The sequence below is a fragment of the Ruegeria sp. CDSA021 genome (assembly GCF_059612325.1).
Genome location: NZ_JBXWQJ010000002.1, coordinates 14,509 through 38,080, shown reverse-complemented (window position 1 = coordinate 38,080; position 23,572 = coordinate 14,509). Strand labels below are relative to the sequence as shown.

The window sequence follows — 23,572 nt, the reverse complement described above, 5'->3', positions numbered from 1 at the left end:
GTCAGCCTCGCATCGCTTTGCCCTGCGGGTCGTACGGCGACGGCGCAATCACGCGCGCGGACCGTTCCACGCCAACCACGTGGACGGACAATTCCGTGCCTGGCTCAGCCTTGTCGCGATCGATCAAGGCCATCGCCATCGATTTGCCAGTATAGTGCCCGTAGCCGCCCGAAGTCACAAAGCCTACACGTTCACCATTGGCCCAGATCGGCTCGTACCCGCTGGCATCCGCGTCAACCGCATCGATTTCCAACGTCGCCTGCACCTGTGCCGGACCATTGCCGTCACGTTCAGCAAGCGCGGCCTCTTTGCCGACAAACTCTTTTCCCCAATCAATCCAACGATCCATGCCGGTCATGCCGGGTGTATAGGCTTGCGTGAACTCCGCAGACCAAATGCCAAAGCTTTTTTCCAGCCGGGTCGACCCCATGGCGTTGAAACCAACCTCGCGAATGCCCTCTTCGGCTCCCGCATCCAACAAGATACGGCGCAGTTTGATATGGTCGCCATAGCGGCAGTTGAGTTCATACCCTTTTTCACCCGTCACCGACATGCGCGCCACGCGTGCCCGGACAAGGCCGATGTCGAAATCACCACAACCCATGAATTTCAGGCCAGAGATATCCTGTTCCGCCAATTTCTCGACAACCGCCTGCGAATTCGGTCCAACCACGGCGAAGCCGCAGTATTCCTCGCCCAGATCGCGCAGATCAACGCCGTCGATCATGTGATCATCGAACCAGCGCATGTGCCAGGTGCGCAGATAATAGCTGCCCATGATCCACCAGGTGCCGTCGCCCCAGTTCAACACGGTCAAATCACCCTTGAGCCGCCCGTCTTCACCCAGCATGGGGGCCAGTTTTGCACGCCCCGGCGCAGGCAGTTTCGAGGCCATCACCTTGTCTAGCCACGCTTGGGCATTCGGGCCGGTCACTTCAAACCGAGAAAAGCCTGAGATATCCATAAGGCCCACCCCTTCGCGGATGGCCTTACATTCCTCGGCCACGATGTCATGCGCATTGGATCGCTTGAGCGTCGGCGTTTCCTCGAACCCTTTTGACGCAAAATACAGTGGCACCTCCAGATCCCAGCTGACGCCCCATTTGCAGCCCGCCTCAGTCATCGCGTCATGCGCCGGGGCCATCTTGAGCGGGCGGCCTGCGGGCAGTTGTTCGTTCGGATAGGTCATCACGAAACGGCGGGAATAGAACTGCCCAGTGGTTTCCCTGATGTATCGTTTGTTCTGCGCAAAGTCGCCATAGCGCGCCACATCCATTGACCAGGCGTCTGCCTCGGGTTCACCGTGAATCATCCATTCGGCCAGTGTCTTGCCAACACCGCCGCCCTGCAGGAAGCCCGCCATCACCGCACAGGCCGACCAATAGCCGCGCTTGCCCGGGACTGGCCCGACAAGCGGATTACCATCCGGTGAGAACGTAAAAGCCCCGTTCACCCATGTCTTGATGCCAACGTTCTGAATTGACGGATAGCGTTCAAAGCCCAGCGTCAATTCGTTCTCGATCCGGTCCAGTTGTTCCTGAAACAACTCTTCCCCATAGTTCCAGGGCGCGCCGTCCATGGCCCAGTGTTCGTGATCGACCTCGTAGATGCCAATCAGAACACCCTTTTGGTCCTGCCGCATATAGGTGAACCCTTCGAGGTCCACGGTCATCGGCATCTCGAAATCTGCCTGTGCAATCTCTGGAACTGTATCGGTAATCAGATAGTGGTGTTTCAAAGGCGAGACCGGCAGCTCGACCCCAGCCATGCGACCCACTTGCTTGGCCCACAAGCCCGCGGCATTGACCACATGTTCGCAAGTGATGGTGCCCTTGTCGGTTACAACCTGCCAGCCGTCATCTGTCTGGATCAGTTCCTCGACTTTGGTTTCCTCATAATACTCAGCACCGCGCTTCCGGGCCGCTGTCGCATAAGCCTGCACTGTTCCGGTTGTGTCGATATATCCCTCGCGGTCCGCCCACATGGCCCCCAGAACGCCATCGGTGGACATGATCGGGCAACGTTTCTGCGCCTCTTGCGGTGTCAGCAACTCACAATCGTCAATGCCGATAGACTGGAAAATGCGGTAATTGGCCTGCAACCATTCCCACCGTTCGGGCGTTCCGGCAAGGGTCAGTCCACCGGTCATATGCAAACCGATATTCTGGCCCGATTCCTTTTCGATCTCGCTGAGCAGGTCGATTGTGTAGGCCTGCAATGTCGCCATGTTCGGGTCCGCATTCAGCGCATGGATGCCGCCAGCCGCGTGCCACGAGGAACCCGATGCAAGTCGCCGCCGCTCGAGCATCACAACATCGGACCAGCCAAACTTGGCCAGGTGATACAGAACCGAGGCTCCGACGACCCCGCCCCCAATAACCACAACGCGATACTGCGATTTCATCCGAACCTCCCCAAAACAGAATCTGGGTAGACGCTAGTAGCACTGTTCACCTCTGTCTAGACATTTCTGTACAGTCTAAGTCGGCGGGAAATAAGGTCCTGGAATCCTGGTAGCTAAAGCTTGGCGCTGGGGCGGGACTGGATGTTTTCAAACCACGCGATTGTGGCTGCGTTGTCCTCAGGGATTCGCATTTTGATCACCCGCGCAAAATCGACAAAAACAAAGGTCGAGATATCGGCCAGAGTGAACCCATCCGCTGCGATAAATTGGCTTTCCGTCAACCGGGCCTCCAACAGATCGAAAAACCGCGCCACACGGTCTTTTCCACGCTGCGCCAATTCCGGGATTTGTACATAGTTGTACGGGCCAGGAATGGCGCGATCCTTGAAGGCCGGGTGGCTGTTGCGCAAGGTTTCGGCAACGGGCACACCGCCCTGCTGTTCGACAATCGCATTCCACATCAGGACCAGACCTTTTTCATCCGGAGTTCGGCCCATCAAAGGTGGTTCTGGACAACGCGCCTCAAGATATGTGGCGATACCCAGGTTCTCAGTCAGAACCGTGCCGTCATCCGTGACCAGAACCGGAACTGTTGCGTGTGGATTGACAGTACGGAACGCCCCGCTCAGTTGTGCGCCTTCAGCGATCGAGATCTCTCGGGTCTCTACTTCAAGCCCTTTTTCCGCAATGAACATGCGTGCGCGACGAGGGTTGGGGGCCGTTGAGCAATCGTAGAAAATCATTCCTGCGGCCCTTTCCGATCAACGGCGGTAGATGAAGCATCGCCCGTCAACTGCGCCTGAAGGCAACGGCATTTCTGTCAACCCGTCGAAATACATCCGATCACTTGAAACCATCAGGCCACCCGGTGCCAGCAATGGTTCGATCAACGGCGACACGAACCGCGCAAACTTGTCGTTCTTTTCGCGGTTATGGCCGCCCAGATCTGCGTGGATCAGACTGGCCGTTGCGCCAAACCGGTCAACGGATGCCGGCAGCGTTTCGCGCACATCGCCCAGAATCACCCGATCCTCGGGCGGGGTCGAGTCGGGATGCGAGGCGACCGCGCGTTCGAACACATAAACCGGACGCTCATCGATGTGCTGCACAAGATGGTGATACGTGCGGCCATTGCCCAGGCCAAGTTCGAACACAGGGCCGGTCATATCCGCAGTGTGCGCGATCGCGTAGTCCAGACAGGCACGTTGCGACACCATGCGGTCGATGAACAGATCCAGGCGGCTTTGATTCTCGGACACCGGCAAATATCTCCTTGATACTATTCGGAAGCATAGATGCGCCCGATGCGGCCCTAGATGACAAATTCTCAAGACTTTGTGTAGCGATGAAGCCCAAAGTTTCACAATTCCGCGACATTTCAGCATAAGAACGGGTTTGACTAGATGGGCGGAACCGCGCGACACTGACGAAAAAATCACGGGGAGTTGAATTAACCGATGTCACCTATTGGCCAAACGGGTAGAAAACCCGCATGAACGCGTTGTTGTCCGTCAGAAACCTCAGCATTGGCTTTGGTACGGGCAATTCCGTGGTCACGGATGTGAACTTCGACGTTGAGGCCGGTCAGACACTTGCACTGGTGGGTGAATCCGGATCGGGCAAAACAATCACATGCCGGGCTGCATTGCGTATTCTACCCCGGTCGGCACAGATCCGCAGCGGCACTATTACCCTGAACGATTCCAAAGGGATGTGTGAATTGACGTCGGTCTCTGAACGCGAGATGCGCAACGTTCGCGGCAATCGGGTTTCGATGATTTTTCAGGAACCCATGCGTTCGCTGTCTCCCCTTCACAAGATCGGCAATCAGGTCAGCGAGGTCCTGTGGCTGCATCGCGGCTTGTCCGAAGCCGAGGCCCGCAAAGAAGTTCTGACCCAGTTTGACCGCGTGGGTTTCCCGGACCCACAGCGCGCATATGACTCCTACCCGTTCGAGCTGTCGGGCGGTATGCGACAGCGCGCCATGATCGCCATGGCGATGGTATCCAAGCCTGAACTGCTGATTGCGGACGAACCAACCACGGCGCTGGACGTAACTACACAGGCGCAGGTTCTGGGCCTTATCAAGGAATTGCAGCGCGAGACCGGCATGGCGCTGATCCTTGTGACGCACGATCTTGGCGTCGTTGCCAACATGGCCGAACAGGTTGTCGTCATGCATAAGGGCCGCATCATGGAGGCAGGCCCAGCCGCACCGATCCTCACCGCCCCGGCGCACCCCTATACAAAGCAATTGTTCGATGCCGCACCTGAAATTCCGGATCAGGATGCCGTGGGTATTCCGATGCCGAACGAAGATCTGATTCTTCAGATGACGGGCGTGTCCAAGACTTATACCATGCGATCCAGCAAGGGATGGCAGTCCGAAAAGGCGATCTATGCCTGTCGCGGCGTTGACTTGAACCTGGCACGCGGCAAGACGCTGGCCATTGTCGGTGAGAGCGGATCGGGAAAAACGACTGCGGCCCGGATTGCCCTTGGTGCCGAATTGCCCGATCCCGGCGGCGAAGTTCTGTTTCGAACCGCGCCCGACGTCGATCCTATCACCGTGCACAGCATGACCCGCGCCCAGCGCACGGCGTTTCAGCGCAAGGCGCAGATGGTGTTTCAAGACCCCTACAGCTCGCTCAGCCCCCGAATGCGCATTCAGGACGCGATGACCGAGCCGCTTGAGATCCACAGGATCGGCACAACAGCCGAACAGCGTGACAAGGCCGCCGAAATGTTGCAGCGCGTTGGCCTGACCGAAGACATGCTTAAACGCTATCCTCATGCCTTTTCCGGCGGACAACGGCAGCGCCTGTCCGTGGCCCGCGCCATGATGCTGGACCCGCAGCTGATTGTGTGTGACGAACCCACATCGGCTCTGGATGTCTCGGTTCAGGAACAGATCCTGTCCTTGCTGGAACACCTACAGGACAGTCTGAACCTGTCTTACCTGTTCATTTCCCACGATCTGGCCGTTGTCGCCCGGATCGCTGACGAAGTTGCCGTTATGCGGCGCGGTCTGATTGTCGAACAGGCCCCGCCCGAAACGCTTTTCTACAATCCACGCCATCCTTACACCAAGGCGCTGATTGCCGCTCAACCCGAACCCGACATCAATCGCCCGATCGACCTGAAACTGGTTTCTCTGGGGGCCGGCGCGCCGGACAGTTGGGATGAAGCCTTTCGTTTCTCGGACACCGTGATACCCTCACTGGTGGAATTGGAACCGGGCCATAAGGTACGTTGCCATGTTTAAGACCACTCGCCCCCTGATCCTGGCCGCAGCACTGGCCCTGTCGGGGATGCTGCCCGCTACGGCAGAAACCCTTCCTACGCCTCAGGAAAGCGCCTTCTGGAGCACCGAGGTGGACGCCGGCAATCTTCCGCCCATTGAAGAGCGCATTCCCAAAGAACCGCTGGTTGTTGATCTGGCCGCTAAAGGCCGCGAATTCGGAACCCAAGGCGGCACCCTGCGTACGATGGTGACGCGGTCGAAAGATATCCGCCACATGGTTGTCTACGGGTATGCTCGCCTCGTCGGTTACAATCAGGACTATGAAATTGTTCCTGACCTGCTGGCCTCGTTTGAAAATGAAGACAATCGCAAGTTCACTTTGAAACTGCGGGAAGGTCACAAATGGTCAGACGGATCGCCCTTCACCTCGGAAGATTTCCGCTATTGGTGGGAAGACGTAGCCAATAACGAATTGCTCAGCCCTTCGGGCCCGCTTGAATTTCTGATCGTCGACGGCAAGTCACCCACGGTTGCTTTCCCGGACGAGAGCACAGTGATCTTCGAATGGGAGGATCCCAATCCGGATTTCCTGCAAACGCTGGCCCAAGCACGGCCACCCTTTATCTACCGGCCGTCCGCCTTCCTCAAACAGTACCACGAGAAATACGCCGATCCCGAGGAACTTGCCTTTCTAGTTGAAGATGCAAGGGTCAAAAGCTGGGCCGCGCTGCACAACAAGCTGGACAACCTCTACAAATTCGACAACCACGAATTGCCGACACTGCAGCCATGGCTAAACGCAAGTTCGGGCAAAAAGATTCGTCATAACTTTGTGCGTAACCCCTATTACCACCGTATCGACAGTAATGGGGTGCAGCTGCCCTATATCGACGTAGTCGAGATGGAGATTGTGGCCCCCGGTCTGGTGGCCGCGAAAACCAATGCCGGTGAGAGCGATTTGCAAGGCCGTGGTCTGGCTTTTCGCGATGCATCGATCCTGAAAAAAGGCGAGGCACAAGGCGGCTACAAGACGCTGCTTTGGAAAACCGGGGTGGCATCGCAAATCGCGATCTATCCCAATCTTAACTTTTCCGATGACGTCTGGCGTGAAGTGCTTCGTGATGTTCGTGTGCGGCGTGCCTTGTCGTTGGCGATCGACCGGAATACGATCAATCAGGCTTTGTATTTCAAACTGGCACATCCCGCCGCGATGTCGGTCCTGCCTGCCTCACCTTTCTACAACGATGACAATGCCAAGGCTTGGGCGCAGTTCGACATCGATCAGGCCAATGCCCTGCTGGACGAGGCTGGCTTGGATCAGCGCAACAAGCATGGCATCCGTCTGTTGCCCGATGGCCGTCCGATGGAGTTAATCATCGAAACCGCCGGTGAAAGGCAAGAAGTCGAGAATGCCTTGCAGATTGTCACCGACAACTGGCGCGACATTGGGGTCAAACTGGTGATGCGCCCTCTGGACCGTGACATTCTGCGCAACCGGGTGTTTGCCGGCAATTCGATGGCGTCGGTCTGGTTTGGATGGGATGACGGCATTCCGCAAGCACACACGTCACCCTCCTATCTGGCACCCACAGATCAGGTGTTCCTGGCCTGGCCGAAATGGGGTCAGTATTACCAGACAGGCGGTGAAGTTGGCGAAGCCCCCGATTTGCCCGAAGCCGCACGCCTGATGGAACTGGCTCATGACTGGGAAGTCGCTTCAAGCGCTGAAGAACGCACAGCTGCCTGGACGGAAATGCTGAAAATACATGCGGATCAACTGTATGCGATTGGCATCCTGAACGGTGCACCACAGCCAATCGTTGTCTCGAACCGTCTGCGCAACGTGCCGGAACAGGCCATGTGGGCATGGGAACCCGGCGCGCATTTTGGTGTCCATCGCCCGGACGAGTTCTTTTTCGCCGACTGAGCAGGAGCAGCAACATGGTCATGCTGCGCTATGCGGTGTATCGCTTTTTCACGATGCTGCTGACACTGTTGGTGGTTTCGGTTATGGTTTTCACAATTATCAACCTGCCGCCCGGTGACTACCTGAGCAACCAGATTGCCGAGCTTCAGGCATCCGGCCAGTCTGCGGGCGTAGCCAAGGCAGAGTTTCTGCGCGCGGAATACGCCCTGGATCGCCCCATTTGGGAGCAATACCTGATCTGGATCGGGTTCTGGCCCGGGCCGCACGGGTTCTCTGGGTTGATTCAGGGCAACTATGGCTGGTCTTTCGAATTTGACCGCCCGGTTTCCGAAATCGTCGGGGACACCCTCTGGCTTACAGTGGTGGTCAATTTGGCCGCGATCCTGTTTGTCTATGCCGTGGCTCTGCCCCTTGGCGTGATCGCCGCTGCTCGGTCGCGGACATGGATCGACTACACATCGGCCTTTGTGGGGTATCTGGGTCTGGCGACGCCGAACTTCCTGCTGGCACTGATCCTGTTCTACTACGGACACCAATATTTCAATCTTCCCATCGGGGGTCTGATGGATCCTCGGTTCGAAGGCGAGCCTATGAGTTGGGATAAACTGAAGTCCATCCTCATTCATTTGATCGTGCCGACCTTTGTCATCGGCACCTCAGGAGCCTCGGCGATGATGCAGCGTCTGCGGGCGAATATGCTGGACGAGCTTGGCAAGCCCTACGTGGAAACAGCGATTGCCAAAGGCATGGCCCCATCGCGGATGCTGACCAAATACCCCCTTCGTGTGGCGTTCAACCCTTTCGTGGCTGATATCGGCAACCTGCTGCCGTCGATGGTGTCGGGATCAGTTCTGGTTTCAGTGGTTCTGGGTTTGCAAACCATCGGCCCAACGCTGCTGACGGCTTTGAAAACGCAGGATCAGTTCCTTTCAGCTTTCATCCTGATGTTCGTCGCCTTGCTGACGCTGATCGGTACGATGATCTCCGATATCCTGCTGGTGATGCTGGATCCTCGCATTCGATATGAGGGGCGCGAAGCATGACCGACCGCCCTGACAATCGCTATGTCGATGACGCTCCGTTCGATCCGCAAGCCTCCATTCAGCAGTTGGAGCGCGCCGATCTGGATGCACCTAACTGGGTGCTGGTGTGGCGCAAGTTTCGAACCCACAAGCTTGGCCTGATCTCAGGCGTTTTCCTGCTGTTGTGTTATCTGATGCTGCCCTTTGCCGGGTTTATAGCGCCGTACGGGCCCAATGATCGCAATGGCGAACACCTCTATGCCCCGCCACAATCGGTTCACTGGTTCCACGAAGGCGAATTCATCGGCCCCCATGCCTATCCCATCGTCGCCGAGGCCGACATGGAAACATTCCAGTGGAAGTTTGTCCCCGACCCGGATGACCCACGCCCGATCAAGTTCTTCTGCGAAGGATCCGAATACTGGCTGGCCGGTCTTATCGCCTCCGACACCCATCTGTTCTGCCCTCCCGAAGGTGCCACTCTGTTCCTGTGGGGGTCTGACAGGCTGGGGCGCGATATCTTCAGCCGTATCCTCTATGGCGCGCAACTGTCGCTGACAGTTGGTTTGATTGGTATTTCTGTGTCGTTCTTTCTGGGCATCCTGTTCGGGTCGATAGCCGGTTATTTCGGCGGGCGTATAGATTGGATCATCAACCGGGTTATCGAGATCCTGCGCTCATTGCCGGAACTGCCTCTGTGGCTTGCTCTGTCGGCCGCCGTGCCGTCGAACTGGAGCCCCGTCGCGGTCTTCTTCATCATCTCAATCATCCTTGGCATCCTTGACTGGCCAGGCCTCGCACGTTCAGTCCGGGCCAAGTTCCTGTCTTTGCGCGAGGAGGAGTATGTGCGCGCGGCCGAGATGATGGGCGCAAGTTCGGGCCGGGTGATCCGAAAGCACCTTCTACCGAATTTCATGTCACACCTGATCGCGTCGGCCACATTGTCGATCCCGGCCATGATCCTGGGGGAAACGGCGCTTAGTTTCCTTGGGCTGGGATTGCGTGCGCCTGCCGTCAGCTGGGGTGTGATGCTGAATGACGCACAGAACCTTGCCTCGATCGAGATCTACCCGTGGACGGCCATTCCAATGCTGCCGATCATCGTGATCGTACTGGCGTTCAACTTCCTGGGTGACGGGCTGCGCGACAGTCTGGACCCCTATCAGCAATGAGCCTTCTAGCTACTCTTCCTTCGACGGACAGCTACCGCAAGGTCGGCGCGGGCGCTCTTCCAAGCGCTTTCGCCGTGTCCGAGCTGGCCACCGCCAGCTTTGCGACTGTAGGTCAGCAAATGACCCGACTGATGCAAGCGCTCAACCTGTCCACAAAGGAACCAGAGGTCATCGTCGATCACCGGCTGGCCTCTCTTTGGTTCGGCTATTCCTTCAAACCAGACGGTTGGGACATGCCAAGCCTGTGGGATGCGGTCGCGGGCGACTATAAGGCTTCAGACGGGTGGATCCGACTGCACACCAACTTGCCGCGTCACCGAGAGGCCGCACTGAAAGTCCTTGGCACTCCGCCCGAGCGGGCAGCCGTCACAAACGCCGTTAAGTCCTGGGCGATTGCGGATCTTGAAACCACTGTCGTCGCAGAAGGCGGTGTGGCAGCGGCCATGCGCAGTCGCACCGAGTGGCTTGAACACCCGCAAGGCCGTGCCGTGTCACGCGATCCGCTGATTGGCTGGCAGGGGCCGCGCTATGTCAAACTACGCGATAGGCCGCAGGCAACCGCCGAACGTCCGCTTGCGGGACTACGCGTGCTTGACCTGACCCGGGTTCTGGCCGGTCCGGTCTCGACCCGTACACTTGCCGGTTTTGGGGCCGAGGTCCTGCGTATCGACCCGCCAGACTGGGACGAACCGGGGGTGATCCCCGATATCTCGCTGGGGAAACACTGTACCTATCTGAACCTGAAGGCAGAAGATGGTCTGAAGCGGCTGCAAGAGCTGATGTCTCAAGCGGATGTATTTGTACATGGGTATCGGCCCGGCGCGCTGGACGCTTTGGGCCTGACCCGGGCCAAACGCGACGAGTTGGCTCCGAACCGGATCGAAGTCACACTGGATGCTTATGGCTGGCAGGGCCCGTGGTCCACCCGGCGCGGTTTTGACAGCCTTGTGCAGATGAGCGCGGGCATTGCCCATACCGGCATGGGCTGGGCGCAGGCAGACAAACCGACCCCCCTGCCGGTTCAGGCCCTGGATCACGCAACAGGTTACTTGATGGCTGCCGCCGTTCTGTCAGCCTTGTCAGAGGCCGCATCGGGCAACTCCATCATGCACGCCCACCTGTCCCTTGCCCGAACTGCTGAACTTTTGGCCGTGCTCGGTAAGGACGATGCCGAAGCAGCACCAATCAATCCGACGTCTAAAGATTACAACGCGGAACCAGAAGCCTCCGGCTGGGGTCCCGGTCATCGCCTCAACCCTGCCCTGCAAGTCGGTGAGGCATCAATGCGCTGGGATCTGCCTGCGTCGAAACTGGGCACATCAAAGCCCGTCTGGCCCTTTACCGTCAGTTGACCCAACCGCGGCGCGGAACGCGCGACTGGGTCCAACATTTCATGAGGCGTCTCGTCAGAGACGTTCCTCAAAATGGCGGGAGAACGGCCTAGCGGTCGTCACCTCCCGGGCCGATATCGTCCAGATAATCCTCGTCAATTGCCGCCTGTACCGCACCGGTCACGGCTTCACGCTGTTTCGGCGTCAGATCCTCGGCCTCTTTTCCGTCCGCCAGCCTGACGGTGACTTCGCGATGGGCAAACTTGATGCCTTCCCGGGCAAACAGCTCGCGGATTTCCTGATAGACCTTCTTGCGCACCAACCACTGATCGCCCGGCTTGGTCATGAATTTGACCCGGATAATCATCGCGGAATCCTGCATTTCAATCACGCCCTGGGATTTCAGGGGCTGGATGAAGTTGTCTCCAATCACTGGATCGCTCAGCAATTCCTGACCCAGTTTCTTGATCAACTTGCGCACCTTCTCGACATCCGTGTCATAGGTCACGCGCAAGGGCAGCTTCATGATCACCCAATCGCGGGAATAGTTGGTCAGCACCTTGATCTCACCAAAGGGAATGGTGTTCAGCGCACCCAGATGATGCCGCAGTTGCATGGACCGGACCGAGATCTTCTCGACCGTGCCTTTTACATCCCCGATGTCGATATATTCGCCTTTGCGGAACGCATCATCCAACAGGAAGAACGCACCCGAAAAGATGTCGCGCACAAGTGTTTGCGACCCAAAGCCTACGGCCAGACCCACCACACCGGCACCCGCAAACAATGGGCTGACATTGATGCCCAGCTCCAGCAGAACGATCAACACAATCGTCACAACGACAACGGCCAAAATCGCACCCCGGAACAAGGGCAACAGGGTTGCAAGACGGCTTTGACCGCCTTCGCCGCCTTCATCGCCCAGTTCAGCCTCGGTTCCGTCATCGACTTCTTCGGCAATCTTGCTGTCGATCCAGATGCGGAAGAAGTGGAAGAGAATGTACCCGATGAAGATGATGACCATCACATCCAACGCACGTTCGACCAGCAGGTCCTGGCTCCAGTCCGCATCGGGATACCAAATCACCACAAGCGCGTAGGCGCCGATGACAAAGGCCAAGATTCCAGCCACGCGACGGGCCAAATCTTCATACGTCAGAAGGTACTGTTTGCGCTGCTCGGATTCCGGCGTTTCCGCCGGCTCGGCATCTTCATCCTCAGCGGTGGTTTCTACATTTATCTCGTCGATCATGCGCGAGCGGTCGAAGTACCGCTCCAGCAGATAGTTCATCGCGCCATAAGCGATTACAACAGACATGAAAATCATATAGCTGCTTGCAATCAGGGGCAGCGGTGTCGGGTTTTCCAACGCCAGGTCAACGGCCAGGCGGAACCAGCTGAAAACGACATAAACGATAAGAGCAGGCGCCCAGCCAAAGGATACGAAGCGCAACAGCCAAGACACCTGATCGGCAGTTCGCCCGCCCCGAATAGCATTCGAGATGGCGCGGGCATTGAACAGGATCATCAGAACGTTGCCCAACGCACCGAACATCGTCAGCCCACCGTAAACCATGGCATAGACGTTGTAGTTCAGGCCGAAATCCGCGACCCAGGTCGAAAAGAGAACAACCGAGATGTCATAGGTCGCCAGCGCGGACGCCCAGATGTACAGCCTGCGCGCGTTTTTATCCGAGAAGGGCGGCAGGCGGTATTGGCTCAGATAAGGCGACAGAACCATCCGCCACAAATCGGAAACGGTGCGCGACAGGAAAAACGCCGTGAAGATCGCCGTGACCGTGAATTGGGTCGAGATATCGCCTGCTTCGCCAAAAAACAGATACCCGACGATCAGGGCCATGAGCATGGCAAAAACCGTGGCTCCGATCCCCATCAGGAACCGGAACAAAAGGAAGGGCATCTTTTCACGGTAGCCCTGTGGTTCGTCCTTGATCCGCGCCACGACCCAGCGGCGCGCGAAGCGTTTTCCGTAGATCTCAATAGACAGCCAGCGCCCCAACAACAGAAACAGAACGTTCCAGCCCAGAACTTCTACATAGGTCTGAATGCGACCGTCCGGGCTGGTCTGACGCAGGACATACTTCACTTCGAACACCGAATAAGGAAGCGCCTCAAGCCGAGATTGCATCGACTCACGGAATTTCGAGAACCGCTCCTGCGCCTTCATCAGCTGCGATCCGTCACCCATGGGGTTGTTCGACGCGTCGCCGCCCTCGGCCGAGCTGGCTTCAGCTCCGCCTGCCGTTGTCACGACCTGACCAGTACTGTCTATGACAATGACGCTTGCGCCTGCCTCGCTGGCCGCGCGGATTGCGGTAGCGAGGTCGCTTTCCGGTGCGGTATCGGACGTGCTGCTCGAGCCCGAGCCATATCCGGGGATCAGGGACGTTTGTGCTGAAACACCAGCTGGAAACGCCAGGACGAAAGCCCATAGAGCCAATAGTATTGCGGCCAGAAAGGTATTTTTCATAGGGTCTTACATCCAGTTTTTCCGATGCGGGTCAGAATAGTGAAGCGTTGAAGGCAGTTCAAACACTCGCACATTACTGTCTCAAGATCGTGTTTAGGCGTGTTCTTGGCGCACAGTCTTTTGGCAGCTATTTTCAATCTGGCGAAAATTGAATATGACATAGCATAGTTCGCGCGTGTCTGTATGTCGGTGATTATAGTGATCCTCTTGTGATCTTTCCGAAGCTTTGGTGCAATATGTCGCTAATTCGTCAATATGCTGTTGCCAAATCGCAATGCTTAGAACATTTGCAGGGACGCATTTCCGCCTTTGGCAAGCAGAGCCAAAGAATATACGATAACGCTTGCAAACGCGCGGGTTTCGCACCGAGATTAAGAAGACGGGCAACTCTATGAGCCTAGGCACCACCACCTCCAAAACGGACCGCGCGCCGCGTATCCTGTTTTACAGCCATGACACGTTTGGGCTCGGCCACTTGCGCCGGTCGCGGGCTTTGGCTGCTGCGATCACGCAGGCCGACCCAAGTGCGTCGGCGCTTATCCTGACCGGATCTCCGGTTGCAGGCCGTTTCACATTTCCCCGCCGCGTCGATCACGTGCGACTGCCCGGCGTGACCAAGCGCGCCGATGGCTCTTACGCAGCGCGCACAATCGGAATGGGCATCGAAGAAGTGACCGAACTGCGCTCGGGCCTGATTCAGACGGCCGTTCAGCAGTTCGAACCCGATGTTCTGATCGTCGATAAAGAACCGACCGGGTTCCGGGGTGAGCTGTTGCCAACGCTGAATTATCTGGAACGGAACGGCGGCACGAAAATGGTGCTTGGGTTGCGTGACGTTCTGGACGAACCCGAAGTTTTGGCCACCGAGTGGGCCCGCAAAGAATCTGTTGAGGCGACCGAGCGGTTCTATCACGAAATCTGGGTCTATGGGTTGAAGTCGATCTATGACCCGACCCAAGGCTTGCCGCTCAGTTCAAACGCGCAATCCCGCATTCATTGGACGGGATACCTGCGCCGGGATCTTGGCCCCGTGGGTGAACCACCCGAACAGCCCTATATCCTGATCACCCCCGGTGGTGGTGGCGACGGTAAGGCGATGGTGAACCTCGTTCTGTCTGCTTACGAGAAGGATCCAAACCTGTCTCCGCGCGCAATGCTGGTTTATGGCCCCTTCCTGTCGGGCGAATTACGCGAAGACTTCGAAACCCGGGTCGCCGCGCTAAACGGGCGTGTGACCGCGGTCGGGTTTGAATCCCAGATCGAAACGCTGTTTGCAGGGGCCGAAGGCGTTGTGTGCATGGGCGGCTACAACACCTTTTGTGAGGTTCTGTCCTTCGACAAACGCGCCGTCATCGTCCCCCGCACCACGCCTCGGTTGGAGCAGTGGATTCGCGCCTCGCGCGCAGAAGAGTTGGGCTTGGTCAAAATGCTGGACGAACATCGTGACGGCCTGACCCCCGAGGCGATGATCCGCGCGATCCGCAGCCTGTCAGAGCAATCCCTGCCATCACAGGCCATCCAGACCGGTTTGCTGGACGGGCTGGATTACGTCACCGACCGCATCGACGACCTGCTGACCTGGGAACAGGAACGAGCCACCGGATGAATTCAGACGTCCCTACGTTGGCGGTTGTGGTCAAAGGTTGGCCGCGACTGTCTGAAACATTTATTGCCCAAGAACTTGTCGCCCTGCAGGACGCGGGCCATCGGTTCGACATCTGGTCACTGCGTCACCCAACCGATACCAAGCGCCATCCCCTGCACGACCGCTTCACCGGGCAGGTTCGTTACCTGCCGGAATACCTCTATCAGGAGCCACAGCGTGTGTGGGCGGCGCGTGCGATTGCGCAAGCCATGCCCGGCTATGCCGAGGCTTACCGGATTTGGCGGCAGGACTTGCGCCGCGACTTGACACCAAATCGCATCCGACGCTTCGGGCAAGCCTGTGTTCTGGCCGCTGAACTTCCCCGCGAAGTTCTGGGACTTTATGCGCACTTCATGCATACGCCGTCATCGGTTGCCCGATACGCCGCGATCATGCGCGGATTGCCGTGGAGTTTCTCTGCCCACGCCAAGGACATCTGGACGTCACCCGAATGGGAAAAGCGTGAAAAGCTGCAGGCTGCAACATACGGGGCCACGTTCGGCGCCACCTGCACGGCCATCGGGGCCGAGCATCTGCGGGGTCTGGCGGATGACTCCAATCGTATGGACCTGATCTATCACGGTCTCGACCTGTCACGGTTTCCTGCCCCGCCGACGCGCACGTTGCGCGCCGCAAACGGTCCTTTCCACATGATCTCGGTCGGGCGGCTGGTTGAGAAAAAAGGGTTCGATCGGTTGATCGCAGCTTTTGCCTTGCTGCCTGACACTTTGGACTGGCATTGGACCCATATCGGCGGCGGCGATTTGGGCGATACCCTGCGCGCACAGGCGCGCGCAGTTGGCATCGCAGATCGCATCACCTGGAAAGGGGCCTGTGATCAGCCCGAGGTGATCGAGGCGATGCGAAGGGCCGATCTGTTTGTACTGCCCAGCCGTATTGCGGCAGATGGAGATCGTGACGGGTTGCCGAACGTGTTGATGGAGGCGGCATCTCAGCTATTGCCGATCCTTTCTACCCCGGTCTCGGCAATCCCGGAATTCATCGAAACCGGAACGCATGGCATCCTGTCTGACGACGATCCGGCTGCGCTGACGGCAGCCATTGAAGCACTGGCCAACGATCCGCAACAGGCAGCCCAAATGGCGGGTGCGGCTTATGATCGACTGATTGCCGAGTTTCAGATGGACCCGGGAATCGCCCATCTCTCGAAACGTCTGAACGCCATGTGCATGGAAAACCCATGATGGCACGGGTCGCATTTTATGCACCGATGAAATCCCCCAACAGCCCGACCCCCTCGGGCGACCGCGAAATGGCGCGGAACCTCATCAAGGCCCTCGCTGCCGAAGGCGACACGATTGATCTGGTCTCAGACCTTAGGATCTACGACAAGAGCGGTGATCCGAAGCTGCAACGCGCCTTGCAGCATGCGGCAGAAAAGGAAGCCAGGAAGTTAACTTCCGACCTGCCATCCGATACAGCCCTTTGGGTGACGTATCACAACTATTACAAAGCCCCCGATTTGTTGGGTCCGCAGGTCAGCAAGGCTCGCGGCATTCCCTATGTGCAGTTGGAAAGCACCCGCGCATCCAGCAGGTTGACCGGGCCTTGGGCGGATTTTGCCGCCGCCGCACATCGGGCCTGCGACGCCGCCGACGTCATTTTTTATCACACCGCCAACGACCTGATCACATTGGAACGGGATCGCTTTGGCGATCAGGTTTTGACCGAGTTGCCACCCTTTCTGCCGGTATCCGGGCTGCCCCCAGCAGCAGGCGGGGAAGGCCCAATGCTGACCGTTGGCATGATGCGCCACGGGGACAAGCTGGCCTCTTACCAGATCTTAGCCGAAGCGCTTTCGCATCTGGAAGATGATTGGCACCTGAACATTGCCGGGGATGGGCCCGCACGACCTGAAGTCGAGGCCCTGATGGCCCCATTCGGAGAAAAAGTCAGCTTTCTGGGTCAGCTCGATCGGAATGCACTGCAAACGGCCTATGAACACGCCTCTCTGCTGGTTTGGCCCGGTGTGAACGAGGCTTACGGTATGATCTACCTCGAGGCGCAGGCTGCGGGCCTGCCCGTGCTTGCGCAAGATCGACCGGGCGTGCGGGATGTGCTGGCCCCTGCAACCTACCCTTCGGTTGACGCAGGGGCGCAGGGCTTTGCAAAGCACCTGCAAACTCTGATGGAGGACGCACCGCTGCGCCGCTCCCTCGGCGCGGTTGCACGCAGATATGTGGCTGACCGCCACCTTTTGCCACTAGCCACTGCCCGTCTTTGGGCAACCCTCCGCCCTTTGCTGAAGGAGACGTCATGACTAAGCTTGCGCTGCTTCGCCATGGGCACACACATTGGAACCGCGCCGGTCAGATACAGGGCCGCAGCGACATACCCCTGGACGATGGCGCACGATCCGAACTGTCGGGCTATCGCCTGCCGGACGACTGGACAAAGGCCGACATCTGGTCCAGCCCGTTGCAGCGTGCCTATGAGACGGCCCAAATCGTCTCGGGCCGCAGCCCGCAGACATCAGACGCGCTGACCGAGATGAACTGGGGCGATTGGGAAGGTCAGCGCGGCGTCGATCTGATCGCTGATACCACAAGCGGCTATAAGCATATTGAGGATTGGAGTTGGGACTTCCGCCCGCCAAACGGGGAAAGCCCGGCGAATGTGCGCGACCGGTTGCGCCCCTGGTTGTCCACGCTGCAACACGACACGGTGGCAGTCTGCCACATCGGCATCATGCGGGTCATTCTGGCCCAAGCGTGGGGTTGGAACTTTGAGGGTTCTGCCCCCTTCAAGATCAAACGCAATAGGCTGTATATCGTCGATATGAACACCATGACCGCCGACCCCGACCCTGTTCGTCTTGAAAAACGCGAGCCCCTGCAATGAGGGTGATGATCATCGTCACGCACCTGTTGGGAACAGGACATCTCAGCCGTGCGTTGACCCTTGGGCGCGCCTTTCGGGATGATGGTCACGAGGTCATGGTGGTCTCAGGTGGTATGCCTGCGTCTCAGTTGGACAGCAGTGGAATGACCCTGTTTGGCCTGCCCCCCTTAAGGTCGGATGGCACCAACTTCACCCGCTTGCTGACCCAAACCGGCGAAGAGGCCGATGCCAACTATCATGCGGCGCGGATGACGGCTCTGGTGCAGGCCGTAAAGACGTTCCATCCGCAGGTGCTGATCACCGAGCTATATCCCTTTGGCCGCCGATCTCTGACTGCCGAGTTCGACGCAGCATTGAGCACAGCAACAGAGCTGCCGGTACGCCCGATTATTCTGGGATCGATCCGGGACATTCTGGCCCCGCCTTCGAAACCCGCCAAAGTGGAGCGCGCGGACGACATCGTAACTCGTTATTATGACGGCGTCCTGGTTCACTCGACCGAAAGCGTGACGCCTCTGTCGGTCAGCTGGCCGGTGTCAGATCAACTAGCAGACCGGTTACACTATACTGGCTTTGTCGCGCCTGAATTACCTCAACCTCACCCGGATGCGGTGGGTGATGGTGAAATTCTGGTCAGCGCTGGCGGCGGGTCCGTGGGGCAACCGATCTTTCGCGCGGCCATCGAGGCCGCCCGCCAGATTCCCAACAGGCGCTGGCGCCTGTTGGTGGGCGGGACAGATGCGAAGGCGCGGATTGCGGACCTTTCGGAACAGGCCAAAGGAACCTCGGTCATCCTTGAACCGGTGCGCCCGGACTTTCGTCAGATGCTGCCGCACGCCGCGGCCTCGGTCAGCATGTGTGGCTACAACACCGCCATGGATATTCTGCAATGCGGCACGCCTGCGGTTTTTGTACCATTCGATGACGGCAAAGAGGTTGAACAAGGCTTGCGTGGGCAAAGCCTGTCGGGTCTGTCCGCAATCGAAGTGCTTGAAAGTCGGCACCTGAGCGGAACCACACTGGCCCAAGCAGTTGAACGCATCCTTGCCGATGGTCCCCGCACAAAGCAGGATTTTGGCTTTGACGGAGCCGCCCAAAGCGTGCGCATCGCCAAACGCCTGCTGGGGCAGACCGCATGACCCCTGATTGGCAGCCTTTGGACACGGAACTGGATCACTGGCGCGCGTCGGGTATGTCATTGCCGCTCTGGTGGCGTGATGATGACGCCATCGCTCCGACGCCGCAGCTGGACCAGTTGGCTGAAATCTCGGAGAAATTAGGTCTGCCCGTGCATTTAGCTGTCATTCCCAAGGACGCTACCCCGGCGTTGGCCGAGTATGTCGCGGACCGACCCTCTTTGGTTCCTGTGATTCACGGCTGGGCACACGCGAACCACGCACCAAAGGGAGAGAAAAAGGCCGAGTTCCGGCTTAATCGACCATTGGACCTTATGGTTGAAGATGCAAAGGCAGGGCTGGCACGTCTGGGTATGCTGTTCGATGACAATGTGCGGCCCATGTTCGTTCCCCCATGGAACCGCATTGCGCCGGAGATGGCTGCGCGGCTTCCCTCTGTGGGCTTTCGTATCCTGTCCACATCAACGCCCCGCAAAACACACTTTGCCGCACCGGGGCTCGAACAGGTCAACACGCATCTTGACCCGATTGACTGGCGCGGCACACGCGGGCTGATCAATCCCAATATCCTGATCGCGCAAACAGTTGATCTGTTACGGGACCGGCGCGAAGGACGCACAGACAACGCAGAACCATTTGGCGTATTGACCCATCATCTGGTTCATGATCAGGGCATCTGGACCTTTACCGAGGCCCTACTGCGCAAATTATTGAATGGCCCTGCCACGGCCTGGGTCGCACCGATGAACAAATAAGGACATCACCATGAGTCGACTGGATTCCATGCTGCGCCGACTGACGGCTCAACGCGACGGTTTGAACTGGGCAGCCCAGCGGATCAACGGTCAGTCGGGCGATGTTCTGGATATGGGGCTTGGCAACGGCCGCACCTATGATCACCTGCGCGAAATCCTTCCGGAACGCCGGATCTGGGTGATGGATCGGGTGCTGCAATGCCATCCGGACAGCACCCCTCCGGCCGAAGATTTCCTACAAGGCGAGGCCAAGCCAATGCTGCAGAAACTGGCGGCAGATGGGCATAGGATTGCGTTGGCGCATTACGATTTTGGTCGCGGGATCAAAAGGGAAGATGTCGCCGAGGCGGCGCGTCTCAGCCCTTTGATCGCGCAGGTCATGCAGCCCGGCGGGTTGCTGATTTCCGGCCAACCCCTTGTCGGTTTCAACCAGATCAAAGGGCCCGAGACGATCGCCCCGGACCGATATCTTTTCTACACTGCTTGACTACGCCACACGCCGACCGCGCGCCCAGACCGAGTTCAGGGCCGGAACACCCGCTCGCATCCGGAAACGGATGACATCGGCTCGGGCGTCGGAGCGTAATTCGCCCCGGTCTTCCAACCCGGCCGCTTGCGCCGGGGCCAGCGTCACCGTTTTCATCCCGCGCGCCATATTATCCCACATCTCACCCAGCATGGCCGCCGACAGCAACAGGGCCGACGGCACATAATCTGAAGACATGATGTCCAGGTGCCCAAGCTCGGCCAACTCTCGCGCCGCGACATTGCCCGAATGCGAGCCACCGCGAATGATGTTCGGCGCGCCCATCATGACCTTGATGTCGTGATCGTGACAGGCCCGCGCTGCCTCGACCGTGGTCGGGAACTCGGCCAGGCGAATGCCGTGACCGGCAGAGACTTTCACCTGATCTTCGGTTGTGTCGTCATGACTGGCCAGAACGGCCCCGAAACGACGGGCGGCCTTGACGGTTTCGATTTCATGTACATCGCCATTGCGATCCCGAAGTCCCGTCAACTGGGCGACATGCTGCATGAACATATCATCGTCCATGGCATGTTTGCCTTTCAAGTACGCTTCAAGCTTACTCAGATCACGAAACTGTCGTTGGCCGGGGGTGTGATCCATAATGGACACAAGACCAACCCTGTCCTCTGGCCCAAATTCATCCAGTTCTTCGAGCAGAGTTTCTGAACACACCTCAGCCCGCAGGTGCAGGAAGTGACTGATCTTAAGGGCATCCTGTTCCCGCAGGTCCCACAATTCCTGCGACAGACCACGGGCATATTTGCCGTAGCGCGCCGCGCCTGATGGGATCGACCCCACGCGCATGGCGTCAAACACGGTCGTGATCCCGGTGCTGGCCAGTTCCGCGTCATGCGCAAGGATCGCAGCGGCATGTGGCCAGTCCACCTTGGGGCGGGGTTGAATGTGACGCTCAAGGTTATCCGTATGCAGCTCGACGAGGCCGGGGCTGACATAGTCACCCTCGCAATCAATCGCGCCAGCCGGAACCGCGTTTCCGGTATCAATCTGGGCGATTGTTTCACCCACAATCCGGACGCTGCCGGTTACGGTTTCATTCGGCAACACAAGCGTGGCATTGGCAAGGATCAAGTCTTCTGTCATCTGAGCTTCACACAGTTTGAGGTAGTGGAAGGCCACGCAATAGGAGGCCAATGTGACATTCACGCGATACGCGATCTATTTTGCGCCACCCGCACGGGCCGAGTGGACGAAATTTGCAACCAGCTGGCTGGGTTGGGACATGGAAGCCGGTACTCCGGTCGCTCATCCGGTCATTGGGGGCATCGACGTTGCCGCCGTTACGGCGGTACCGCGAAAATACGGGCTGCACGCAACGCTCAAACCGCCCTTCCGATTGCGCAACGGGCATACGTACGAGGCCTTGCACATGGCTTGCGGTTCGCTCGCCTCCAACCAGCCGCCTGTCACGTTGGATGGTCTCGAGATCGCGCGGCTTGGCCGCTTTCTCGCTCTGCGTCCGGTGGGCGAAATGCAAGCGCTGAATACCTTGGCCAACGCCTGCGTTCATGAGTTGGACGGTTTTCGCGAAACCGCATCTGAGGCTGAACTGGCCCGCCGCCGCGCCGCCGGGCTGACCCCGGAACAGGACGCCAATCTGGTTCAGTGGGGATATCCTTACGTGCTGGACGCGTTTCGCTTTCACATCACGCTCAGCGGCAAGCTGGACAAACCGACCCTTAGGGCCACCCAAGACGCTCTGCAGACCCATCTCGCCCCGTTGCTGCCGCGACCCTTTCAGATCACCGATTTGGCCCTGATGGGCGAGGCTGAAGATGGGCGGTTTCACCTGATCCATCGCTATGCGCTCTCCGGTTGAAGTCGCAACAGAATCTCGGCGACGGTGTCTTCCAACGCACCAGAGTTGTCGACTTCGATGACCCGCTTCAAACCGTCGGGTAAAGGCGCTTTGGCACGACCCAGCCGCTGCGCTTGCTCACCCGCGCTTTCCCGCCCTCTTAAGGACAGTCGTTGTGCCAGAACCTCGGCTTTGGCAGTTAGGGAGATCACGATCAGATCGCCAAAGACCTCCTGCGCCTGCACCAAAACCGCACGAGACAGGTTGACCAGAACAGCGTCGGCCTCCTGCCGTTGCTGCGCAATCGCGTTCGGCACGCCGTAAAACAGCCCATGCGCAGGCCAACTCAACGCAAAGGCACCGTCGCGGTCCATCTGCTGAAATCTCTCGACCGACACCCGGTCGAAATCCTCGCCCTCTTCCCCTTCGGGGCGGGTAATCACACGCCGCAAGCGCTGGACGCCTGGCGAACGGGCCTCCAACGCTTGCATGACGCTGTCTTTGCCGACGCCCGAGGGGCCGACAACGGCTATGACAGGGGCAAGCGTCATGCGGCCAGCCCTGTTGTAAAGTCCGAAACATTGACCTCGCGGTCGCAAACCCGCTCACGTGCTTCGAGGTCGTGGAAAATCCCAACAATCGCAGCACCGCGGTGCTTTGCTTCTTCGATCAGGGACAGAACAGTTTCCCGGTTCTGCGCATCCAGGCTCGCCGTTGGCTCATCCAGCAACATCGCCGGATACTCATGAGCAAAGCCGCGCGCGATGTTCACCCGCTGCTGTTCACCGCCAGAGAATGTCGTGGGGCTGAGGGTCCACAAACGCTCGGGGATATTCAGCCGTTTCAACAACCCGGCCGCCTTGTCCAGCGCCACTTGCTTGTCACAGCCTACAGACAGCAGTGGCTCTGCCACAACTTCTAGCGTCGGAACTCGTGGGACAACCCGCAGAAACTGGCTGACATAACCCAGGGTGTCGCGACGCAGCGACAGGATCTGGCGCGGCGCGGCTTTGGCAACGTCCACCCCCCCGACCAATACCTGACCAGAGGCCGCCAGATAGTTGCCATAGATTACACGCATCAGCGTGGATTTGCCTGCACCGGACGAGCCGGTCAAAGCAACACATTCCCCCGGCTCAACCTTGAGCGACGCGCCTTCCATCACTGGGATCACGGCGCTGCCCTGATTATGCAGGGTGAAGCTTTTGCTTACATCGATCAGTTCAATCATCGCTTCA

20 protein-coding genes are annotated in these 23,572 nt (G+C 58.4%); 13 read left to right on the top strand and 7 right to left on the bottom strand.

Annotated elements, in window-relative coordinates; translation table 11 throughout:
- Nucleotide 1: 1 nt before the first annotated feature.
- The 3 genes from AC2FLD_RS02420 to AC2FLD_RS02410 form a co-directional block, all read right to left on the bottom strand.
- Nucleotides 2-2,404 carry a GcvT family protein gene (locus AC2FLD_RS02420; protein WP_496667636.1) on the bottom strand — a complete coding sequence of 801 codons (2,403 nt, stop codon included), beginning with the start codon at nt 2,402-2,404 and terminating at the stop codon, nt 2-4.
- 113 nt (nt 2,405-2,517) lie between these two features.
- Nucleotides 2,518-3,147, bottom strand: a complete 630-nt coding sequence (locus tag AC2FLD_RS02415; RefSeq protein WP_496667637.1) for a glutathione S-transferase — start codon at nt 3,145-3,147, stop codon at nt 2,518-2,520.
- A gap of 18 nt (nt 3,148-3,165) precedes the next feature.
- Nucleotides 3,166-3,663 (bottom strand): class I SAM-dependent methyltransferase, encoded by a 498-nt coding sequence (locus AC2FLD_RS02410; protein ID WP_496667638.1) that lies wholly within the window; start codon nt 3,661-3,663, stop codon nt 3,166-3,168.
- A gap of 233 nt (nt 3,664-3,896) precedes the next feature.
- Here AC2FLD_RS02410 and AC2FLD_RS02405 point away from each other — a divergent pair, with 233 nt between their 5' ends.
- From AC2FLD_RS02405 to AC2FLD_RS02385, 5 genes are read left to right on the top strand one after another with little or no spacing between them, the layout of a single operon-like run.
- On the top strand, nt 3,897-5,669 hold the full coding sequence (locus AC2FLD_RS02405; RefSeq protein WP_496667639.1) for an ABC transporter ATP-binding protein: 1,773 nt from the start codon (nt 3,897-3,899) through the stop codon (nt 5,667-5,669).
- Entirely contained in the window at nt 5,662-7,575 is a 1,914-nt protein-coding gene (locus AC2FLD_RS02400; RefSeq protein ID WP_496667640.1) for an ABC transporter substrate-binding protein, read from the top strand. The genes AC2FLD_RS02405 and AC2FLD_RS02400 overlap by 8 nt, the downstream gene beginning before the upstream one ends.
- Nucleotides 7,576-7,589: 14 nt before the next feature.
- Nucleotides 7,590-8,618: an ABC transporter permease gene (locus tag AC2FLD_RS02395; protein WP_050603070.1), complete on the top strand. Its 1,029-nt coding sequence runs from the start codon at nt 7,590-7,592 to the stop codon at nt 8,616-8,618.
- A complete protein-coding gene (locus AC2FLD_RS02390; RefSeq protein ID WP_496667641.1) occupies nt 8,615-9,769 on the top strand; it encodes an ABC transporter permease in 1,155 nt (384 codons plus the stop codon). The genes AC2FLD_RS02395 and AC2FLD_RS02390 overlap by 4 nt, the downstream gene beginning before the upstream one ends.
- Nucleotides 9,766-11,121: a CoA transferase gene (locus AC2FLD_RS02385; protein ID WP_496667642.1), complete on the top strand. Its 1,356-nt coding sequence runs from the start codon at nt 9,766-9,768 to the stop codon at nt 11,119-11,121. Before AC2FLD_RS02390 ends, AC2FLD_RS02385 begins: the two co-directional genes overlap by 4 nt.
- A gap of 88 nt (nt 11,122-11,209) precedes the next feature.
- Here AC2FLD_RS02385 and AC2FLD_RS02380 read toward each other — a convergent pair whose 3' ends face one another.
- Nucleotides 11,210-13,591: a mechanosensitive ion channel domain-containing protein gene (locus tag AC2FLD_RS02380; RefSeq protein ID WP_496667643.1), complete on the bottom strand. Its 2,382-nt coding sequence runs from the start codon at nt 13,589-13,591 to the stop codon at nt 11,210-11,212.
- Nucleotides 13,592-13,982: 391 nt separating this feature from the next.
- Between AC2FLD_RS02380 and AC2FLD_RS02375 the strand changes: the two genes are divergently transcribed.
- From AC2FLD_RS02375 to AC2FLD_RS02345, 7 genes are read left to right on the top strand one after another with little or no spacing between them, the layout of a single operon-like run.
- Complete coding sequence (locus tag AC2FLD_RS02375; RefSeq protein ID WP_050603066.1) at nt 13,983-15,197, top strand: glycosyltransferase family protein; 1,215 nt, start codon at nt 13,983-13,985, stop codon at nt 15,195-15,197.
- The gene (locus AC2FLD_RS02370; protein ID WP_496667644.1) at nt 15,194-16,441 is read left to right on the top strand and encodes a glycosyltransferase family 4 protein; all 1,248 of its coding nucleotides are present in this window, start codon (nt 15,194-15,196) and stop codon (nt 16,439-16,441) included. The genes AC2FLD_RS02375 and AC2FLD_RS02370 overlap by 4 nt, the downstream gene beginning before the upstream one ends.
- The gene (locus AC2FLD_RS02365; protein ID WP_496667645.1) at nt 16,441-17,517 is read left to right on the top strand and encodes a glycosyltransferase family 4 protein; all 1,077 of its coding nucleotides are present in this window, start codon (nt 16,441-16,443) and stop codon (nt 17,515-17,517) included. Before AC2FLD_RS02370 ends, AC2FLD_RS02365 begins: the two co-directional genes overlap by 1 nt.
- Nucleotides 17,514-18,098, top strand: a complete 585-nt coding sequence (locus AC2FLD_RS02360) for a histidine phosphatase family protein (RefSeq protein WP_496667646.1) — start codon at nt 17,514-17,516, stop codon at nt 18,096-18,098. Before AC2FLD_RS02365 ends, AC2FLD_RS02360 begins: the two co-directional genes overlap by 4 nt.
- Nucleotides 18,095-19,237 carry a glycosyltransferase family protein gene (locus tag AC2FLD_RS02355; protein ID WP_496667647.1) on the top strand — a complete coding sequence of 381 codons (1,143 nt, stop codon included), beginning with the start codon at nt 18,095-18,097 and terminating at the stop codon, nt 19,235-19,237. Before AC2FLD_RS02360 ends, AC2FLD_RS02355 begins: the two co-directional genes overlap by 4 nt.
- Nucleotides 19,234-19,989 carry a polysaccharide deacetylase family protein gene (locus AC2FLD_RS02350; RefSeq protein ID WP_496667648.1) on the top strand — a complete coding sequence of 252 codons (756 nt, stop codon included), beginning with the start codon at nt 19,234-19,236 and terminating at the stop codon, nt 19,987-19,989. The genes AC2FLD_RS02355 and AC2FLD_RS02350 overlap by 4 nt, the downstream gene beginning before the upstream one ends.
- 10 nt (nt 19,990-19,999) lie before the next feature.
- Nucleotides 20,000-20,476: a class I SAM-dependent methyltransferase gene (locus AC2FLD_RS02345; RefSeq protein ID WP_496667649.1), complete on the top strand. Its 477-nt coding sequence runs from the start codon at nt 20,000-20,002 to the stop codon at nt 20,474-20,476.
- Here AC2FLD_RS02345 and AC2FLD_RS02340 read toward each other — a convergent pair whose 3' ends face one another.
- Nucleotides 20,477-21,619: an alpha-D-ribose 1-methylphosphonate 5-triphosphate diphosphatase gene (locus AC2FLD_RS02340; RefSeq protein ID WP_496667650.1), complete on the bottom strand. Its 1,143-nt coding sequence runs from the start codon at nt 21,617-21,619 to the stop codon at nt 20,477-20,479.
- 52 nt (nt 21,620-21,671) lie between these two features.
- Between AC2FLD_RS02340 and AC2FLD_RS02335 the strand changes: the two genes are divergently transcribed.
- The gene (locus AC2FLD_RS02335; protein ID WP_496667651.1) at nt 21,672-22,355 is read left to right on the top strand and encodes a DUF1045 domain-containing protein; all 684 of its coding nucleotides are present in this window, start codon (nt 21,672-21,674) and stop codon (nt 22,353-22,355) included.
- On the opposite strand, the gene phnN is transcribed toward AC2FLD_RS02335, so the two are convergent.
- A complete protein-coding gene (gene phnN, locus AC2FLD_RS02330) occupies nt 22,337-22,885 on the bottom strand; it encodes a phosphonate metabolism protein/1,5-bisphosphokinase (PRPP-forming) PhnN (RefSeq protein WP_496667652.1) in 549 nt (182 codons plus the stop codon). The genes AC2FLD_RS02335 and phnN overlap by 19 nt on opposite strands.
- The gene (gene phnL, locus AC2FLD_RS02325) at nt 22,882-23,565 is read right to left on the bottom strand and encodes a phosphonate C-P lyase system protein PhnL (RefSeq protein WP_496667653.1); all 684 of its coding nucleotides are present in this window, start codon (nt 23,563-23,565) and stop codon (nt 22,882-22,884) included. Before phnL ends, phnN begins: the two co-directional genes overlap by 4 nt.
- Nucleotides 23,566-23,572 lie beyond the last annotated feature (7 nt).

What these genes read in the sequence shown, in the direction of transcription:
- AC2FLD_RS02420 (WP_496667636.1), bottom strand. Translation starts at nt 2,404, where the DNA reads ATGAAATCGCAGTATCGCGTTGTGGTTATTGGGGGCGGGGTCGTCGGA.
- AC2FLD_RS02415 (WP_496667637.1), bottom strand. Translation starts at nt 3,147, where the DNA reads ATGATTTTCTACGATTGCTCAACGGCCCCCAACCCTCGTCGCGCACGC.
- AC2FLD_RS02405 (WP_496667639.1), top strand. Translation starts at nt 3,897, where the DNA reads ATGAACGCGTTGTTGTCCGTCAGAAACCTCAGCATTGGCTTTGGTACG.
- AC2FLD_RS02400 (WP_496667640.1), top strand. Translation starts at nt 5,662, where the DNA reads ATGTTTAAGACCACTCGCCCCCTGATCCTGGCCGCAGCACTGGCCCTG.
- AC2FLD_RS02395 (WP_050603070.1), top strand. Translation starts at nt 7,590, where the DNA reads ATGGTCATGCTGCGCTATGCGGTGTATCGCTTTTTCACGATGCTGCTG.
- AC2FLD_RS02390 (WP_496667641.1), top strand. Translation starts at nt 8,615, where the DNA reads ATGACCGACCGCCCTGACAATCGCTATGTCGATGACGCTCCGTTCGAT.
- AC2FLD_RS02385 (WP_496667642.1), top strand. Translation starts at nt 9,766, where the DNA reads ATGAGCCTTCTAGCTACTCTTCCTTCGACGGACAGCTACCGCAAGGTC.
- AC2FLD_RS02380 (WP_496667643.1), bottom strand. Translation starts at nt 13,591, where the DNA reads ATGAAAAATACCTTTCTGGCCGCAATACTATTGGCTCTATGGGCTTTC.
- AC2FLD_RS02375 (WP_050603066.1), top strand. Translation starts at nt 13,983, where the DNA reads ATGAGCCTAGGCACCACCACCTCCAAAACGGACCGCGCGCCGCGTATC.
- AC2FLD_RS02370 (WP_496667644.1), top strand. Translation starts at nt 15,194, where the DNA reads ATGAATTCAGACGTCCCTACGTTGGCGGTTGTGGTCAAAGGTTGGCCG.
- AC2FLD_RS02365 (WP_496667645.1), top strand. Translation starts at nt 16,441, where the DNA reads ATGGCACGGGTCGCATTTTATGCACCGATGAAATCCCCCAACAGCCCG.
- AC2FLD_RS02360 (WP_496667646.1), top strand. Translation starts at nt 17,514, where the DNA reads ATGACTAAGCTTGCGCTGCTTCGCCATGGGCACACACATTGGAACCGC.
- AC2FLD_RS02355 (WP_496667647.1), top strand. Translation starts at nt 18,095, where the DNA reads ATGAGGGTGATGATCATCGTCACGCACCTGTTGGGAACAGGACATCTC.
- AC2FLD_RS02350 (WP_496667648.1), top strand. Translation starts at nt 19,234, where the DNA reads ATGACCCCTGATTGGCAGCCTTTGGACACGGAACTGGATCACTGGCGC.
- AC2FLD_RS02345 (WP_496667649.1), top strand. Translation starts at nt 20,000, where the DNA reads ATGAGTCGACTGGATTCCATGCTGCGCCGACTGACGGCTCAACGCGAC.
- AC2FLD_RS02340 (WP_496667650.1), bottom strand. Translation starts at nt 21,619, where the DNA reads ATGACAGAAGACTTGATCCTTGCCAATGCCACGCTTGTGTTGCCGAAT.
- phnN (WP_496667652.1), bottom strand. Translation starts at nt 22,885, where the DNA reads ATGACGCTTGCCCCTGTCATAGCCGTTGTCGGCCCCTCGGGCGTCGGC.
- phnL (WP_496667653.1), bottom strand. Translation starts at nt 23,565, where the DNA reads ATGATTGAACTGATCGATGTAAGCAAAAGCTTCACCCTGCATAATCAG.